The organism is Candidatus Leptofilum sp., from assembly GCF_965223525.1.
Classification (GTDB): Bacteria; Chloroflexota; Anaerolineae; order Promineifilales; family Promineifilaceae; genus Leptofilum.
Genome location: NZ_CBDCWX010000004.1, coordinates 212,728 through 231,277, shown reverse-complemented (window position 1 = coordinate 231,277; position 18,550 = coordinate 212,728). Strand labels below are relative to the sequence as shown.

Annotated in this window: 13 protein-coding genes; 3 read left to right on the top strand and 10 right to left on the bottom strand. The window is 53.5% G+C overall.

Annotated elements, in window-relative coordinates; genetic code table 11:
- Positions 1-63 precede the first annotated feature (63 nt).
- Complete coding sequence (locus tag ACOQPM_RS01170; RefSeq protein ID WP_420627393.1) at positions 64-378, bottom strand: DUF6958 family protein; 315 nt, start codon at positions 376-378, stop codon at positions 64-66.
- A 202-nt stretch (positions 379-580) separates the two neighbouring features.
- The gene (locus tag ACOQPM_RS01165; RefSeq protein ID WP_420627392.1) at positions 581-1,486 is read right to left on the bottom strand and encodes a helix-turn-helix domain-containing protein; all 906 of its coding nucleotides are present in this window, start codon (positions 1,484-1,486) and stop codon (positions 581-583) included.
- A 234-nt stretch (positions 1,487-1,720) separates the two neighbouring features.
- Between ACOQPM_RS01165 and typA the strand changes: the two genes are divergently transcribed.
- Positions 1,721-3,556: a translational GTPase TypA gene (gene typA, locus ACOQPM_RS01160; protein WP_420627391.1), complete on the top strand. Its 1,836-nt coding sequence runs from the start codon at positions 1,721-1,723 to the stop codon at positions 3,554-3,556.
- 41 nt (positions 3,557-3,597) lie between these two features.
- Here the strand turns inward: typA and ACOQPM_RS01155 are convergent, their stop codons facing one another.
- The 8 genes from ACOQPM_RS01155 to ACOQPM_RS01120 form a co-directional block, all read right to left on the bottom strand.
- The gene (locus ACOQPM_RS01155) at positions 3,598-6,615 is read right to left on the bottom strand and encodes an SUMF1/EgtB/PvdO family nonheme iron enzyme (RefSeq protein WP_420627390.1); all 3,018 of its coding nucleotides are present in this window, start codon (positions 6,613-6,615) and stop codon (positions 3,598-3,600) included.
- The gene (locus ACOQPM_RS01150) at positions 6,612-7,949 is read right to left on the bottom strand and encodes a hypothetical protein (RefSeq protein WP_420627389.1); all 1,338 of its coding nucleotides are present in this window, start codon (positions 7,947-7,949) and stop codon (positions 6,612-6,614) included. Before ACOQPM_RS01150 ends, ACOQPM_RS01155 begins: the two co-directional genes overlap by 4 nt.
- Before the next feature lie 219 nt (positions 7,950-8,168).
- On the bottom strand, positions 8,169-10,139 hold the full coding sequence (locus ACOQPM_RS01145) for an alpha-amylase family glycosyl hydrolase (RefSeq protein WP_420627388.1): 1,971 nt from the start codon (positions 10,137-10,139) through the stop codon (positions 8,169-8,171).
- Positions 10,140-10,344: 205 nt separating this feature from the next.
- Positions 10,345-10,830: a DsrE/DsrF/DrsH-like family protein gene (locus ACOQPM_RS01140; RefSeq protein ID WP_420627387.1), complete on the bottom strand. Its 486-nt coding sequence runs from the start codon at positions 10,828-10,830 to the stop codon at positions 10,345-10,347.
- 78 nt (positions 10,831-10,908) lie between these two features.
- On the bottom strand, positions 10,909-11,226 hold the full coding sequence (locus ACOQPM_RS01135) for a TusE/DsrC/DsvC family sulfur relay protein (RefSeq protein WP_420627386.1): 318 nt from the start codon (positions 11,224-11,226) through the stop codon (positions 10,909-10,911).
- Between the two features lie 86 nt (positions 11,227-11,312).
- Positions 11,313-11,975 carry a DUF1641 domain-containing protein gene (locus ACOQPM_RS01130; protein WP_420627385.1) on the bottom strand — a complete coding sequence of 221 codons (663 nt, stop codon included), beginning with the start codon at positions 11,973-11,975 and terminating at the stop codon, positions 11,313-11,315.
- A gap of 94 nt (positions 11,976-12,069) precedes the next feature.
- Positions 12,070-13,302, bottom strand: coding sequence for an NAD(P)/FAD-dependent oxidoreductase (locus ACOQPM_RS01125; protein WP_420627384.1), 1,233 nt, complete (start codon positions 13,300-13,302; stop codon positions 12,070-12,072).
- Positions 13,303-13,399: 97 nt separating this feature from the next.
- Positions 13,400-14,125: a PocR ligand-binding domain-containing protein gene (locus ACOQPM_RS01120; RefSeq protein ID WP_420627383.1), complete on the bottom strand. Its 726-nt coding sequence runs from the start codon at positions 14,123-14,125 to the stop codon at positions 13,400-13,402.
- A gap of 260 nt (positions 14,126-14,385) precedes the next feature.
- Between ACOQPM_RS01120 and ACOQPM_RS01115 the strand changes: the two genes are divergently transcribed.
- Both ACOQPM_RS01115 and ACOQPM_RS01110 read left to right on the top strand, forming a co-directional pair.
- Positions 14,386-14,913: a dual specificity protein phosphatase family protein gene (locus ACOQPM_RS01115; RefSeq protein WP_420627382.1), complete on the top strand. Its 528-nt coding sequence runs from the start codon at positions 14,386-14,388 to the stop codon at positions 14,911-14,913.
- Positions 14,914-15,256: 343 nt separating this feature from the next.
- Positions 15,257-18,454, top strand: coding sequence for a proprotein convertase P-domain-containing protein (locus ACOQPM_RS01110; RefSeq protein WP_420627381.1), 3,198 nt, complete (start codon positions 15,257-15,259; stop codon positions 18,452-18,454).
- Positions 18,455-18,550: the final 96 nt, after the last annotated feature.

Sequence of the window (18,550 nt, the reverse complement as noted above, 5' to 3'; positions counted from 1 at the left end):
TGGCGAATGGGCTTAAAGTAACCGTTGGATGCGAAAACTGCCATTTTATCTCCGAACGATTACTTACACATCTGTTTTACGCAGATGGATCGGTGTTCGCTTCGGCAAGCGTTCAATAATGCCCTTGGCTTCCAAATCAAGCTGGACTGATTTGCAGTACCAGCGAACCGAACCGGGCTTGGGAAACATCTCTTTTGGAACGCTTTTATCGGCTAGATAAACAGCAACTTTTTCTTCCATCTCTAAAAAAGGCATACCGTCGCTGGTGCTACCAGGTAATGTAGCCAACATCGCTTCACGAATGACTGTGTATTTTTCTTCTTTCAAATTTTGGCGATGGTCTGGATGGTTCACATTTTGGGCTTTAACTATGCTCATCAGGTTTCTCCTTATTTTATTAGCCACAGATTTCGCGGATTGACACAGATTTTTTCTTTGCGATTTTATGCCTCTGCGTTCGCTTTTTTTCTGTGTGCGGTTATTGAATGATTGCATTGTAAACGGCCGTTCCCCGTCCTGCTTGTTCATTCCTGCTAACTTTGAGCTTGACCGTTTTTAACTTTTGAGTTTTGGTAAAGGGTCAAGCCTTGGGGTTCGTTTTCTGAACAAAAGTTATCTGTGAACGAACCCTTTGTAGCTGGGCGCGGTATTGGGTGGGCGAAACGCCAAAGCAACGGCGAAAGGCATGGATAAACGAACTAAGGCTACTGTACCCAACCTGCAAACTTAACTCCGTCACCGACAAATCGCTTTCCAGCAGGCGGAAGCGGGCTTCATCCAGGCGCAGCCGCTTGATAAATTGGTACAGGCTTTCGCCAAAAGCGGCCTTGAACAACCGAGCAAAATGATACTCTGAGAGGGAAACGGCCGTAGCCACATCCACCACCTGCAACTCATCCAAAAAACGGGCTTCGACAAGTTGACGCGCCTGCAAAAGCCGGGGCAGCAGATCGTCCAGCGTGCTTTGCTTGCGCGGGGCCAGTGCCGCCAACGCTTGCCGCCGCAGCCGCATCATCCGCAGCAGTTCACCTACTACTTCTACCATCAAATCATCCGCCGAGGGAAAATCCTCTGGCGGCGTACACGCTTTGACCATCTCTGCCAGCAGGTAAGAAAGTTCATCCCCTTGCGGCAGCGGCACGTTGTGCATGAGCTGGTTCAGTTCAGGCGGGATGCCTAAAAAGTCGGCCATGTCCAGCGCAAATCCCGGGCTGAGCAATAAGACGAGGCAAGGCGCTTGCGACACGGCCGTTCCCGTCAAAATCATCGGTTCATCTACATCGGTGAGCCAGGTATATTGGCCAGGATTAAGCGTGACGTTGTTGCATGAAACGGCCGTTTCACCCGGAAAGATAAGATAAATGTGGCCAAGCTGTGGCAGTGGCAACGGCCGTGTGACCTGACCCAGCCAGACGGCATTGAGGGGAGAGTGATGGGTGGAAACGGCCGTTAAGCCCGCAAACGCCGTTGAACGTAAAAGAGGCATAGAGCAAGTGTAAACCGCTCACCCGATACTATGCAAAAAAATCACGAATAGGCGAATTGAACAAATACCACGATGCCTCTAAAAAAAATTCGTCTCATTCGTACATTCGTTTCATTCGTGATTTGCTTTTTGCTTCCAACCCCCTCCTGACATACAATCCAAACAAATTCAATCAACTATTCTGCCCGACCATGCTTTGGCCGGGCTTTTTCATGAAGGAAACGCACAAAATTTATGTCTTTACAACCTCGCAACGACATTCGCAACATCGCCATTATTGCCCACGTAGACCACGGCAAAACCACGCTGGTGGATGGGATGCTGCGCCAAACCAACGTCTTCCGCACCAACCAGGAAGTGGCCGAGCGCGTCCTCGACTCCAACGATTTGGAGCGGGAGCGGGGCATCACTATCCTGGCGAAAAATACCAGCATCGTGTATGAAGGCACGACGATCAACATCGTAGACACACCCGGCCACGCCGACTTTGGCGGCGAGGTGGAGCGCGTGGTGAACATGGTAGATGGTGCGCTGCTGCTGGTAGACGCCGTGGAAGGCCCGATGCCTCAAACCCGCTTCGTGCTGCGCCAGGCGCTGGAAAAAGGGGTCAAGGTCATCGTCGTGGTCAACAAGATTGACCGCCCTGCCGCCCGCCCAGATTATGTGGTTAACGCCACCTTTGATCTGTTCATAGACCTGGGCGCCAGCGAAGAGCAGGCAGATTTCCCGGTGATTTACACGCGGGCGCTGGAAGGTCGTGCGGGAGAAGACCCGGATGAATTGGCTGATGATTTACGGCCGTTATTCGACACCATCGTCAGCTTCCTACCCCCACCCATGATTGACCCCGATGGCCCCACCCAACTGCTTGTCACCACCCTGGAATACAGCAGCTACGTCGGCAAAATCGCCGTCGGGCGGCTTACCAGCGGGACTATCAGCGATGGCCAAGCCATCATGCACATTAAGGCCGATGGCCAGATGGAACCAGGCAAAATCAGCAAGCTATACACCTTCCGCGATTTGCAGCGCATGGAGCAAAAGCAGGTTCAGGCGGGTAACATCATCGCCGTGGCGGGCATCCCTGACATCGGCATCGGCGACACGCTGGCCGACCCGGACGATCCGCGCCCGCTTCCCCCCATCAAGGTAGAGGAACCCACCGTGCGGATGACTTTTCAGGTAAACGACAGCCCCTTTGCCGGCAAAGATGGCAAATATGTCACCAGTCGCCAAATTCGGGAGCGGCTCATGCGCGAGCTAGAAAGCAACGTGGCAATGCGCGTGGACGAAACCGAAAAGTCTGGCGAATTTATCGTCTCCGGGCGGGGCGAACTGCATTTGGCGATTCTTATCGAGACGATGCGGCGCGAAGGGTACGAGTTTGCTATTAGCCGCCCGGAAGTGATTTTCAGAGATGGTGAGAACGGCCGTACCGAACCCGTCGAGAAGCTATTTTTGGAAGTTCACAACGATTACCTGGGCGCGGTTAGCGAAATGCTGGGGCGGCGGCGCGGCCTCATGCACAACATCCACTACGGCGAGGACGGCACGGTGTATGCCGAATATTTAGTGCCCACGCGCGGCATCCTCGGCTTCCGCCAGCCATTCCTGACGGCTACGCGCGGTACGGGCATTTACCACACCCTGTTCCACGACTATGAGCCAGTCAAAGGCGACATTGAGACGCAGGAGTTTGGCTCATTGGTGGCGATGGAATCTGGCCCGGTGAGCGCCTATGCGCTGCAAGGCTTGCAGCAGCGCGGCACCTTCTTTGTGCTGCCCGCCGAGGACGTGTACAAGGGACAGGTGGTGGGCCAGCACATCCGCAACGAGGAGCTGGTGGTGAACGTCTGCAAAACCAAAGTCCTCAGCGCAGTTCGCACCGGCCCCACGGCCATTGCCGAAGCGCTGCACACGCCCCGCATCATGTCTTTGGATGAATCTATTGAATATTTGGGCAAGGATGAACTGCTTGAGGTCACGCCCAACGCGCTTCGCATCCGCAAGAAGGAGCTGCGGCATGAGGTGCGGCAGCGGGCGATTAAGCGAGCGAAAAAAGACAAGTAACAGGAGATTGGAGACTGAACCAATCTCCAGTCTCCAATTTCTTAATTCGAGTCAATGGCACAGCGGAAACCAGCGCCAATTTGTGAATTATCCAGAGCAAATGTGTTGGGGTCGTTGGGAGCCAGAGCAAAACGCATTGCAGCGTTCACTTCACCAGCGGCACTTACCCAGGAGCCACCGCGCAGCACTTTCAATCCAGATGAATCATCCTCGTTATAGCCGCTGGCGGGCAATGCCAGGTTGTAAAATTCGGGATCGTACCAATCCTGCACCCATTCGGCCGCGCCGCCAGCCATGCCCAGCACGCCAAACGGGCTGGCTCCGTCGGGCAAGCCATCTACCCGGATAAAGGCTCGCGGGAAAAAGTTGGTGAGAGATTGCGCCGGATTATTGTTAAAAACGGCCGTCAGCTGAAAAGTCGGCGTGGCATCACCCCAGGGATAGAGACGGCCGTCTGTGCCCCGTGCCGCATATTCCCATTCCGCCTCGGTGGGCAAGCGTGCGCCGACAGATTCACAGTACGCATTGGCTCCCTCCCAGGTAACCCAGGTGGCCGGGAAGCGTCCCGTGCCCGGCTCCGTTTCAAAGACCCCCAGATTATTTAGCAGATTGGTGAGTGAGGTAAAAACGGCCGTTGTGGCACAATCCACTCCGTTACAAGCCTCATTATTGCCCCCCTGCCGGTTCAGGAAATCCGCAAACTGCTGGACTGTTACTTCATACTGATCGAAATAGAAACTATCCACCGTCACCGGTCGCAGCGGATTGTCCTCGCCATCGGCAACGCCCATCTGGTAAGAGCCGCCCGTGATGAACAGCATCGGCATATTGTCCTCTTCGCGGATGAAGGCGTTGAGCTGGGCATCCAGGGCGAGCTGGGCTGGGTCTGGCGTGGCGGTGGGTTGATTAGGCACGGTTGCCTCTGGCGTATTCTCAACGGCATCCGCCGCAACGCTTGTGGCCTGTGCCGCCACCGTTGCCAGCTGCGCCTCGGCCGTCGCCGCCTGCGCCGTGGCTTCCTCCTGGCTTTCCACCTCGGCTCGTTCGGCCACCAACGTTTGATTGGCGGCTACCTCCATGGTGGCCACTGCGTTGTCGGCTGTAGCCATCGCGTTTACCGTGGCCGCCTCCAGCGCGGCGGACGTGCTTTCAACGGCTAGTTCTAACGCTAAAACATCAGCAGCAACGGCCGTTTCCCTGGCCTCTACACTCGCCCTGGTTGCTTCCTGCGACACTTCCTCCCGCTCTTGCTGCACATCCTGCAAATAAATTAAGCTCACTGCCCCACCAATGACCAGCAATAAAATAACGATGAGGGCGTAATTGAAGTTGCGGGCACGGCGAGCCGCTTGCGCCTCTGCCTCGGCACGTTGGCTTTGTTCTTCAGCTAATTTTTGCGCTTGCTCCAGCTCCCGCTGCTGCTGCGCCTGCTTCTCTTCAATTTCTAGCTGGTGCGCCGCCTTACTCGCATCCAGGTACTCCTGCTCCAGCGGATTTAGCTCCTCAAACAGCAGCGCCTCTTGCAGCCGCTTGCCGCGCAGCAAAGCATCTGTATCCCGGTCACGCGCATCCCACTCTTCCGCCTGGGCGGTGAAGCGCAGCCGATGACGCAGCACCACGCGCTCATCCTCCAGCCACTCCACTAGGCGCGGCCAGTTACGCACCAGCGCCTCGTGTGCCACCTCAAACTGGTCGGTTTCAGGTTTGGGGCCATCCGTTTGGCGCAGCAAGCGGGCATTTACCAATTTTTCCAGCACGCGGTCAATGCGGTCATTGGCTTCGCCAGATTGGTAGAGGGTGCGGCGCGTAGCGCGGCTACGAGTAAATTCTACGCCCGTGCCGGGGCGCACCAGCCGCAGCAAAATGCGCTTTGCCGCGTTTTGCTCTTCTGGCAACATACTATTGTAAAGCGAATCGGCCGTGGAGGCGAGGGCTTCCATCACACCACCCAGGCGGCGGTAGGCGTCCCAAGTGATGCGGTTGCGTTCGCGGTCATCCCACAATTGTAGCAAGGCAAATTGCAGCAGGGGCAGCGCAGCCGGTTCGCCCACAATTTCGCGCACCAGGGCTTCAATCAGGCCATCTTCAAATTTCAGGCCGATGGCTTGGGCAGGCTGCTCGATGGCATCATGCAGTTCGCTAGCGTTCATGGCCGTCACGCGCACCAACCCTTGCTCGTACATGGATTGGAACAGCGGCACTTTATTGAGATAGCTCTCGTAATCCACGCGCATGGTCAAAATGACCACATGGCGGGCTTCCCGCGCATTCACCAACCCCAGCAGATTGTCTATGAAGGCGTCTCGCTCCTGCTCGTCGTGGCAAAGGGTGAAGGTTTCTTCAAACTGGTCAATGGACAGCACCGCCGGGGCATTGGCGTTGTCCTGGACTAATTTGGCAAGGTGATTGGCATCGCGCAGGAAGGCATCGTAATTTTCGGTAATCCATTCGGCGGGGTCGGCACCATCGGGCTCCAGCAGTTTGGCAAGCTGGGTGAGGGGAGCCGTGCCGGGTACGATGGTGGGGTAGTAGTGCCAGCTATCGCTGCCGGGCAGTTCGCCATCTTCCAGTTTGGGCAGCAACCCGGCCAGCACCACAGACGATTTACCACTGCCGGAGGGGCCAACGGCCGTTACCAACCGATTCACCAGCACCTGATCCAGTAGTTCTTTGATGAGCTGATCACGACCGTAAAACAGGTGCTTGTTTTCATCATTAAATGATTCCAGACCGATGTAGGGGCAGCGGGAATCGGGAATTTCTGGCTGGGTGGTGGCATCAAAATCAATCAGCACCGCGTCGGGCGTCTCTTTGCCCGCATGGAAAAGCTGGTTGTGCCAATAGTCGAGCAGGCTCTGAGCGGCTTCGCGGTCTTCGGTGTTGTCTATAAAGGCACCGGCCTCGGCCCCGCGATGCAAAAATTCGGTCACTGCTTCCCAAAGGGCAGATTGATCCTCGGCTCCCTTGTTCTTGCGCCGCTCTTTGAGCAGCGACCGATGCGAATCGCGCATCGAGGTGAAGGACATGAAGGGAATGAATTCTTCGTCTGAATGGCTCATTTGTTAAATTGCCTCAACAGGAGATCGATTTGTTCGCCCACACGCTGCAGTTCGGTGCAGAGGGAAAGCAGTTCTAAATCTACTTCACGGAAACGGTGGCCGACGTAGGTGTGGTAGCGCATAAACAGGCGGCGAATTTTGGAGTTTAGCTGCTGCTCGATGGCGGCTTCCAGGTTGCCCATCGCCTTGTTGAGATTAACGACCCAACCCGCTTCTGGATTGGAGTCAATCAGTTCCTGGGTCATCGGCTGCAGGTCAAACCAGGCGTCTTCTAGCTCGATGAGTTGATTTTTGGACACGGCCGTTTTCACTCGCCGCACCTCATCATCAATGTTTTGCCAGGCGTTGTGTTCCCGCACCAGTGCTTTGAGCCGATCATCCAGCCCCGCCAGGGCAGATTTGCCGCTTTTTACCTCTTCAACCATGTTGTCCATGGCCACATCTGCTTCAGCCAGGCTGCTGCTGATGGTGGTGATGGCTTGTTCCAGATTGTCTAGCCGCAGGGCGTTGGCCACGGCCACCAGTTGGGCGTTGATGCGCGTGGGATGGCGCGTCAGCACGCGCGAGAGCAGGCTAACGCCGCCGTTGAGCGCTTCTAGATCGTCATCGTTAACGGCCGTTTGCATCCGATCCTTCACCGTTTCTAGCTGGGTGGCCCAGCGCACGTCGCCGCCTGCAAAGGTTTCGCTTTTGGAAAGCGTCACCAGGTCGCCAATGCGGGTATTTAGCTCCGTTTCGGCACCGGCAATGTCTTCCCAGGCCATGTCATCGTCGGGCAGCCTCTTTTGGTCGCGGTAGATGAGGTCATACTGCGTCTCCAAAATCTGGAACAGATCGTGGATCTGCTTGTAATCGTTCATCTGGTCAATTTGTTGGGAGGCGGCTTGGAAATCGGTCTGGAAAGTGACAACGGCCGTACGCACATCCTCCCGCGTCAGCATTCGCACAATGGCCCCAAAGCTTTTGCTGGCAATTACGGTGTTTGACTTGTCTTGGGCAGGCAAAATATCTGCCTGATGAATTTCGATGCGGGCGGAGGAGGGATCGTCATCCAGCTCAGTCACCTCGATGGCGTCAATATCTACATGCGGGCGCATCTCGCGGAAAGCCTCAACAAGCACGTTTATTCGCTTGCGGCGATCAAAATGGATGATGAGCTCACGCACTTTATCTTTTTTTACGCTGCCAGGGAGGTTTTCAAAATCGAGCCGTAGCTCAAAGCAGAGGTCGCGCAGGTCATCTTCGCTAAAGGAGTCGTTGATGGCACGCAGCAGCTTTCGAAGATCGACTGGTTTTTCCTGGCCATTCTCTGCGGTTGGTGAAGCGTCTGTCATCTTTCTTAAGGAAGTTGCATTTCTGTTCGGTACTTCACTGTTTTAGGTGGGTTTTCACAAGCAGTTCTTCCCAGAAAGATTATATGTCAAGTTAGTTGTTTTGTAAACGAACCATAAAAAAAGCAGCTCGCATTTGCTGGGTGCAAACGCGAGCTGCCTCAATTTTTGCAAAACCCTCTTAGGTGAGTATGGTCGTTCCGACGCCAGCTATCTATATGGTTAGGAACGGCCGTCTTGAGACAAAATGAGGACGCTGTAGGGGCCAATGCTGAGGGTAGCCTGGTAAGCTAGCTGATCATATTCACCGGGAACGGCCGTTACCGTACCCACATGATGACTGCTAAAGCTAGGATGGTATGCCTTCAGATCGCTGTTGAGGCGCACCTGCCACGCCCCGCCGCGCGGAAAACCCAGCTTGTAATCTGTAAGCATGCGGTTGGCAAAGTTGACCACCACGATCACATCGTCGCCAGGGCCGCCAAAGTGCCAGCGGTGGAAGGCAATGAGCTTGGCCGCGTCGTTGACGTGGAACACGTTGATGGACTGCCCACTGAGGCCGCGCGTTTTCCCCTGCAAGTTGCGCCGCAGGGCAATGAGATGCCGGTAGAGCGTGACCATGCCGCTGTTTTGCGTTGCTTTTTGCCAGTCGAGCGACCGTTTGTCGTCAAACCAGCCGTCTTCCAAAAATTCCTGCCCCTGGAAGAGCATTGGCACGCCGGGGGCGGTGAACACCAGCGCCGCACCTAATGCAGCCCGGCTGGCGGCCAACACATCGCTGCCGTCGGCGATAGTGACTTCATGCACCACCCGCGCCTTGCCGTTGGCTACCTCATCGTGCGACTCGGTGTAAATGACGCGGCTAAACACGTCTGCGCCGTAGCGAAACTGCAGCGCGTCGCGCACGGCCAGCATGTCGCGGTCTTCGTCGCGTGGCGCAATGATTGCCTCCCGAATGGGATGCACAAATTGGCTGTCCCACTGGCTGTTAAAGCCTGCGCCACCTGCCTCAATTGGCTCAGTGAGCCATTTGTTGGCCTGCAGATCTTCGGCAATGCGAATGTGCCGCGGATTGCGGTGCGCCATTTCGCCGTTAATCCCCTGCATCAGCGCCCAGCCTTCGGCGATGTCTGCGCCGGGGTCGCTATCGTGACCGTGGGCGTTGCGAATGTAGGAGGTGGCATCCCAACGGAGGCCGTCAATTTGGTACTCTTCCAGCCACATGCGAACGTTGTCGCGGATGTATTGGCGTACTTGGGGACGGCCGTAATCCGGCCTGGTATCCGCCCACGGCGTTTTGGATCGCCAATCGTTGTAAAAGTAGATGCCGCCTAGCCCGTGTTGCTGCCAGCCATCAAACTGCCACAAACTCAGCTCCCCTGGACCAAAATGATTGTAAACCACGTCTACAATGACGGCGATGCCCTGGGCATGCGCTGCCTGCACCAACTGCTTGAGCGCCTCTGGCCCGCCGTAAATTTGGCTGATGGCAAAGGGATGGTTGGGATTGTATCCCCAGGAAAGCTCGCCAGGAAACGCTTTGACGGGCATCAGCTCGATGGCGTTGATGCCCAAAACACGCAGATAGGGCAGTTTTTTAATGACGGCCTCAAAGTCGTAAGGGGGATTGCCTTCTTCATCACCAAACGTGCCAACGTGTAGCTCGTAGATGACCAGTTCATGCAGGGCCGGCGGTTGGAAGGTGGCAGGTTGGGTGGGTACAGTCTGTGCTGAACTGCTTACCGCTGTTGTGCTCAACGATATTGGGCTTGCCAGAGCGGTCGTATCTACTCCAGCCACAAAGCCATTCCGCACCAAGCTATCATGGTACGGGGCGCGTACCTCTTTGGCGTAGGGGTCGGTTCGCAGCAGTTGCTGTTTGCCATTTTGGATGACAAATTTGTACCCATCTCCCAGCTGCGCCTGGGGCACGTTGGCCGACCACAAACCATTGCCTTCGGAGGCCAGTGGTGTTTGGCCGTGCTGCCAATTATTGAACGTGCCGATGACGAAAACGGCCGTTGCATGGGGCGCCCACACGCGAAAGATCACGCCATTGTCATGCGGCACAGCCCCCATGCCAGCCCGTTGCGCTGGCCGCACAGGGCGAATGATCTGTTTTATCGTCTGCCAGCTTTGGCCCAATTGGGTACGCCAGCCAGACACTTGTTTCGTTTTGTCGCTTAAAGCCATAAAACCTTATGGTTTGGAGATTAGTTCAATCTTTAATCTCCAGTCTCCTTTTAGGAATAAGTGTGACAGGATACGGCCGTTTCATAAACAAAACGTTAGCACGAACAAACCAATCTAACCATGAAAAAAGAGCAAGAAACAAAAAAGTGCCTGGTTTCTACCCAACCAGGCACTCAAAACAGACTTTTGCCTTAGACGTCGGTGCTTAGATGAAAATTATCTGAGCATCCTCGCTCATTTCCATGAAGTCGGTTGCCCCCACAACCGCTTCAACCACGTCAGCAATATCTTCTTCTTTCATCATGTACATATCGCCAAACATATCCACCGACATCTTGCAGGCGTACATCTTGCCACCTGCATCGTGAATCATTTCCAGGAACTCATCAATTTCTGGGAAATCTAAATGCTTGATCTCGCGTTTCATAACGGCCGTTGCCACATTAGTCATCCCCGGCAGCCCACCAATCGCATTGGGAATCGGCATGCTGGGGTTGCCAATTGGCACAAACTTCAGCTTGTTCATCTTCTTTTTGTTAATAATGTCCAGCCCCCAAAACGTGAAAAACAGGGTGACATCAATGCCTTCCATCAAGGCCGCATTCGCCAAAACCAGCCCTGGGTACGCCATATCCAGCGTCCCCTTAGAACAAATAATGCACAATTTCCGCTCTTTGTCATCGTTAAACATCAGGTTCTCCTTCTTGGGAGATTGGAGATTGGTAATTTGAGATGAAATCTCCAATCTCTAATCTCTAGTCTCCAATCTCTAAATACAGCCCGACGGCTTCTTCAAACCCGCCACATAAGCCACCTTCTTAGCCGGGCCTTTGGGGAACAGCTTGTATAGCTCTTTGGTGGGTACGCCCCCAACTTTGGTAATGCGGCGCAGCGTTGGTGCATCGCCCTGCGCGGCAAAATCTTCCCGGCAAAAGCGAATCACCTTCCAATGCCCTTCGGACAAAGGCGTAATTTTCAAATCAGCCGCCAATGCTTCCGCCACTTCCTCATTCCAATCCTGAGCATTAGCCATAAATCCATCTTCATCAAATTCAATTGTCTTACCTGCAATTTCTCTTGTGCTCATCGCATCTATCCTTTTTTGAGTTCGCCGAAGAATCCGCAGATTGCACAGATTTTTCTCCCTGTGTCCTCTGTGGCTTTTCAGCAATGTTAATTTTCTGAAACAGTTCTTAAAACAGACAACGTTTTGGCCAGGCCGCGCTTTACGGCCGGATCATTTAGCTGTCTTAAAATCGTAAACATGGAAACATCAACCGGAGGACCTTCTTCACGAATAACGTGGGCCGTGTTTCGCATCATCGTCATAATCTCTGGCTGAGTCATCTCTTTGACCGTCTGCAAGATTAGCACGATGTTTTCGCCAAGCTGGCGCACATCTTCTTCCGTAAAGGAAGTTACCACGTTGTCGGCAATGGCCATGCCGCCGCGCAAAAAGGCAAAATACCCTTTACGCTCCATTTCATCCATGCGCTGCATTAACGTCAGGAAGGCATCCTGGCTCAGAGGACTTAAATCTTGCCACATCGCCGCCACGCTTTCCATCTGATCCAACATTTGCTCCAGGTTGCGCGTGTTTCGCATCAGGCGTTTCAGCAAGCGTAGCCCGTCTTCCAACTGCACGTAACTCTCGATCTCATTGAGCTGCTCCACCGTCAGGCGGTACATCTCCCCGGCGACGGGAGTTAGATCGTTTTGCAGCTCTTCCCACTCTTGCCGCCGCCGCTTTTGCTGCCGCGCCTCCTCAGTTAAAAACGCCACCTGTTCTGTAAGCGCATCTATTTTTTGGTTCAGTTCCGCAACTGTCTGATCCATTTTTACACTCCGTTTTCGGTAATGTCGCTGCGCGACCACTTCGTGTACAGTATTCGGTGATCGATAAGCATCCACTGATTACCGATTACTGGCACTAGCTCCACTTGCCCGCCATTGTCATCTGCGCCGTAATCGGCATCTCTTTGCCTTTGAGCAGGATATTCCAGTACATCCAGCGGAACATCATTTTGCCCCAATGGTTCATCTCTGACTCCTGGAGCAGTGAGAAGGGGCCAATCCCCGGCAGCGGGTACTTACCCGGCAGCGGCTCGACATCGTAGTTGAAGTCAATGAGAATGCCCTTGCCAAAGCCAGATTCGATGAAGCAGTTGGCATGGCCGTCGAACTCGATCAGCATTTCCTGGCCTTCAATGTAGCGGAGGAAGTTTTCTACAAAGACTTCGGCGGCAAAGTGAGCAACTGAGCCTGCTTTGGAGGTGGGCAAAGCGGCCGCATCGCCCAAAGCAAAAATATTGTCATACTGCTTGGAAAGGAAGGTGTGCTTGTCAACAGGGACGTGGTTTAGCTCATCGCCCAAACCGGAACGGCCGATTACTTCAGCCCCCATGTTCACCGGCACGGTTACTAGCAAATCGTATGGTACTTCCACCTCATCGTAGGAGATGAGCAGCTTCTCGTCCGGTTCGACGCGCTCTGGGTAAAATTCGGTAACAATGTTGATATTTTTCTCTTCCAAAATATTACCCAGCAAGCTGGCGGCGCGGGGCTTGGTGAAAGCACTGGGTAATGGCGTAACCAGCGTTAGCTCTACACGGTCGCGCAGGTTGCGCTGCTGGAAGTACCAGTCGGCCAAGAAGATAAACTCTAGCGGGGCAACCGGGCATTTGTAGGGCAGTTCCATAATGTTGACCACCATACGGCCGCCTTGCCAGGTGCGTAATGTTTTGGCCAAAGCCACTGCACCTTCGTAAGTGTAAAAGTCGTGAATGCTTTTGCGCCATTCGTCCTCAGTGAGGCCGGGGGTTTCATCGGGGCGGGGTTGGGTGCCGGTGGCAATGATGAGGTAATCGTAGTGGAGGATACGGCCGTCTTTCACCAAGCGCACCCGATTTTCTTCTGGCTCAATCAGCTCAATCTCGGAGAGAATCATCTCCACACCGGGCGGAATATAATCTCGCTTGGGCTTGATCACGTCATTTTCGCCGTAAATGCCAAAGGGAATAAAGAGGAAACCGGGCTGGTAATAATGCGTCTCTTCCTGATCTACAATAGTAATCTTCCACTCATCCCGGCTGAGAACGTGGCTCATTTTATTGGCGATCATGGTTCCGGCGGTTCCGGCACCTAAAATCAATAATTTTTTCATCTCAATCTCCTAGGGCGAGGCAGTTGGGAGAGCAGTTGGTTGTGCTAAACAATGTTTATACCCAACTGCCTCACCCCTACATCTGCCCAATTCGTTTTTAGGCTACAAGGCGGGTGCGCTCGTGCAAAATGTGCGAGACCACGTTGGCAATCTTTTGCACCAGGCGCAAAACGTGTGCTTTTTGGTCTGATGACAGAAAGTAAACTTCTTGAGCATTATCGAATAATATTTGGGGATCGATGGCCAAATCAGCAGCAATCACTTCAAGTTTTTCAGCAGGCGGTGGCCATTTTTCTGGGGCAATTCCGCCCACAAAAACCATTCCTTGCAACGCCGTTCCCACTCGAATATAAGCGCGTGAGCAAAGCAACCCTAAATAACTTTCTAGATATTGGGGTTCCAAACTCAGCGAATCGGCCATCTCTTGCCAATGAGTCATACACTTTTCCCACAGCATTTCATTCTCACCGATGGCAGAAAACAATCCACAGCTATTGCTAAATTCTGTGATCGGCTTGCCAGCCATATCTGTGATGATGATCATGACGCCCAGTGCGTCGGCAAAGGTGTCTTGCATCAATTGCACACATTCTTGGGGGAACTGGTCGGCAACGGCCGTTGCTTTGACATCAGCAGCTATTGTGGTTGAAGGTACGAGAGCAGTTTGGGTGCTCAACCACCCCTCAATCTTTTCGGCGGGAAAGCGCCACTGCCGCCCCACTTTGATGGCTGGCAAACGGCCGTCTTCGGCCATGCGGTACACCGTGGAGCGATCCACTTCCAATAAATTCTGAATATCTTTTGCAGTTAACATTTGGGACATAGCTCATCCTCTTCTGTTTGTGAATATTTTCACGGTATGGTTGATACTGTACGCGAAACTGCATATGCAAGGTAAGTGACAATCGGCAGAAAGGGGCATGACAACCATCATAATTTGCAGATAATGCGGATTATGCAGATCAGAAACAGAGGAGAAGGAACAAAACGCAGTACCAGAATACTGGTGATCGTTGAGAATTTTGCAGCTATTTTGTAGGCACACGTTGTTTTTTGCTGCTATGCTGCTATTCTATTGCGCCTATGAACCCAATTCACTGGCTTTTCGACAAATTTTTTCCGCTTATTCGCTTCACATATGAAAAGATTCAGGGACATCGCTGGTTTGACGAGATTACACCACAGCTTTGGCTGGGCGGTGCACCCCATTACCCCCGCGACTATCAGTTTTTACTGGACAATGGCATTACGGCCGTTCTCAACATCCGCGCAGAGCGAGAGGACGACGTGAATTTGTACCAGCAGCATGACATTAATTACTTACAGCTTAAGGTGCTCGATGTCACGGTTCCCTCAGAAGAGATGATCACGGAGGGGGTAAATTTTGTCCGGCAGCAGGTGAAAGACGGCCGTACCGTTCTCATTCACTGTGCCAAAGGGCGTGGCCGCTCGGCAACTATTCTGGCCGCCTACCTGATGCAGCATGAAGGAATGAGTTTTGATCAGGCAAATGAGGCAATGAAATCGGTACGGCCGTTAACCAAACTAGAAGGTCGCCACCGCAAACGCCTGGAACAGTGGACACAGCAACGCCAAAACAATCTTGTGTAATCATTCGCAGTTTACCCAATGCAGCATGATATTTTAAGTGAAAGCGCGTTTGACATTCGCGGGTTGCATCTTGGTCGCCTACCGCCCGGTAAACGGCCATCAGGCAGCAAGCCGCGCAAAAGGAGGTAAATTTCCCGACCAGTACACATCTCGGCCTAAAGCGTCCGTACAGCCCTGTACGACCGTAGCAACATTCCCACCTGGTCTGCCCCACACCAAAGTTGTACGTAACCATTCGTGTTCTCATGTTCATCTAGACCCATACAACAAACTCAAACAGTGTTCATCTTTCATGTTCCCCGGCTGAACGGCCGTTCATGAACACACATTCTGGAGGAAGGTAATGAAATCTATCAACAAAGTCGCCCGAATCAGCGGATTGTTCCTGCTTTTGCTTGGCGGTATTTGGCTACTCAGCCTGGCCAGCGGCCCTAGCCCAGAAACGCTAGACCGCCAGCAGGCCATTCAAGCATTCGCCCCCGTTGATATAGGCGACCGAGGTGCCATCGGCGAAGTTCAAGAAACCAGCATCTCATTCCCCACTACCGTCAACCTGGCAGACATTCCTGCTGGCGTTTTCGATCCCGATAACCAGTATGATCGCTGGCAGCGCGGCGAACTTGATTTGCAAGAAGAATTTTTCCGCTTGCCAGAAGCACAAATGGCACTATTACAAACGGAAGCACAAGAGCTACCCAGCAGCCCCAACGTGCAAATTGCCCCCAGCGGCCCTAGCCTGCAAGCCCCAACCGCAGGCATTAGTTTCGATTCAATGGATTACACCGAATGCTGTGGCGGCGGTGGCAACGTTCCCCCAGACCCGGAACTGGCCGTTGGCCCTAATCACATTATTGCTGTGGTAAACGTCGCCTTTGAAATTTACGATAAAAGCGGCAACAGCCTTGTCGGGCCTACTACTTTTGCCAGCTTCATGGCTTCAGATGCCAACTGCACTGGCGTGTTTGATCCCAACGTGCTCTACGACGAACGTGAAGACCGCTGGATGCTAGGCATTGATGCCGATGGCACCCATTACTGCGCGGCCGTCTCCCAAACAAGCGATCCAACTGGCTCCTGGAACCTATACTCCTTTGTAACTGGAAGTTCCAGCCTTTTCTTCGATTATCCCCATGTTGGTGTTGGCAACGACGCCATTTACATGGGCGCAAACATCTTCAACAACTTCACCAGCGCTTTTGTTGATTCCCGGATTTGGGCCTTTGACAAAGCGGCCATGTATGCTGGTTCAGCCACATCCTCCGTCATGATAAACTTGGGCGGCAACGATGACACCCCGCAACCGCTCAACCTGCACGGCTGGAACCAGAGCACTTGGCCTACCAGCGGTCCCCACTACATCATTACCGAAACAGGCTACAATGGTGCAGACCACACCATCTACTCTTGGAGCGATCCGTTTGGTGCCAACACTTTTGGCACAGTGGGTACGGTAGACCTGAATGCGGCAACGGGCGTAACGGCCGCAAACTCTGTCTCCTTCCCTCAAGCCAGCGGCGGCACCTTGCAAGGCAACGATTGGCGTCCGCAGGACTTTGAGTACCGCAACGGCTTTGCCTGGACGACTATGACCATTGGCTGTAACCCCGGCAGCGGCACCGTGAACTGCGTGCGCTGGGCACAAATCAACCCAGCCACTGCTACCGTGGTGGATGCAGGCGTTTACAGCAGCAATGGCGAATACCGCCAATTCCCAGACTTGGCCGTGAACCATTGTGATGACATGGCCGTGGGCTACACCAAATCCAGCAGCAGCATCTTCCCCAGCGTTTACGTTACGGGCCGTGAGAACACAGACCCGGCAGGCACGCTACAAGCCGAAGTGCTGCTGAAGTCAGGTGAGATTTCCTACACTTCGTTTGAAACCAGCGCCCCGCGCCGCTGGGGTGATTACACGGAAATGACCATTGATCCAAACGGCCTCACCTTCTGGTATTTGGGTGAATACAGTAAAGACACGGGAACTACCCAGGGACGCTGGGGAACCTACATTGGCTCCTACAGCTTTGGCAGTTGCACAACGGGTGGCCCCACCCCGACCCCAGGCCCGACATCTACCCCCACAAACACGCCTGCACCAACCAACACGCCCGTACCGGGTACCTGCACCGTTTACAACAGCACGGATGTACCGCAAGCTATCTCTAGCAGCGGTACACCCACCATCACCTCTGACCTAACCATCTCTGGCAGTAGCATTATAGACGACATCAATGTGCTCAATCTAAACGGTACACACACCTGGATGAACGATCTGGACTTCAATTTGAGTAGTCCTGGCGGCAGTTCTGTGCAAATTATGGCGCGTTCGTGCAGCAATACCGATAACTTTGATCTGAATCTGGATGATGAAGCGGCACCGGGTAGCTGGCCTTGCCCACCTGTGGGTGGCGGCACTTACCAACCCAGCAATCCACTTTCCGCTTTTGATGGCGAGAGTGCCAACGGCACCTGGACGCTGACTATCAATGACAATGCCAATCTGGATGGCGGCAGCTTGAACGGCTGGAGTTTAGAGGTTTGCACGGTTGATGTACCGCCAACGGCGACAAATACACCGATCCCAACCGATACGCCAATTCCACCAACGGCAACCAATACGCCAGTGCCAACCAATACAACCATCCCACCGACGGCGACGAATACACCTCTGCCAACCGACACGCCAATCCCGCCAACAGATACACCGATTCCGCCAACGGCTACCAACACACCGATTCCTACACCAACCAATACCCCGGTACCCGGTGGCGATCCGGTGATCTACGTTAGCTCCACTAGTGGCGGCAATGCTGGTGGCGTCTCCTTTGCCGATGAAGACATTTTGTCTTACGAAACGGGCAGTGGTACCTGGACTATGTTCATTGATGGCTCAGACATTGGCTTAAGCGGTAGCGGCGCACGGGACATTGACGCCTTCTTCATCATGGATGATGATTCCATTTTGATGAGCTTTGTAGCAGCTACGACCATTCCCGATGTAGGCTCTGTAGATGATTCAGACATCGTGCGGTTTGTACCTACCTCCACTGGCACATCAACGGCCGGCACGTTTGAGTGGTACTTTGATGGCTCAGATCTGGGCCTAACCTCGAATGGTGAGGATGTGGATGCGGTTACAGTATTGGCAAACGGCGACATTCTTGTGAGTACCTCTGGTAGCTTTAGCGTTAGTGGAGCCAGCGGTGCAGATGAAGATTTGGTCCGCTTTACACCAACCACACTGGGATCAAGCACGAGCGGAACCTGGTCTGTCTACTTCGATGGGTCTGATGTGACCTTAGGTGGATCTGGCTCGAAGGACACCAGCGGCGTCTGGGTTGATGATTCAAATGGAGATATCTACCTGAATTCTCGCGGAGATTACACTTTAAGTGACTTTAGCGTCTTCGAGGAAGATATTTTTGTTTGCTCTCCCATTACTCTAGGCAGCAGCACATCTTGCAATTTCAGCTTCTATTGGGATGGTTCTGCCAATGGAATTGGCTCTGAAGATGTGGATGGCATTCACATTCAGCCGTAGTTTTTCACCGAAAGATATCAGGTTTTGAAAACCTGACGGCTTTCAGAGCAAAAGAGTCTTGCTTCGGCAAGGCTCTTTTTTTTGCCATTTACCCCC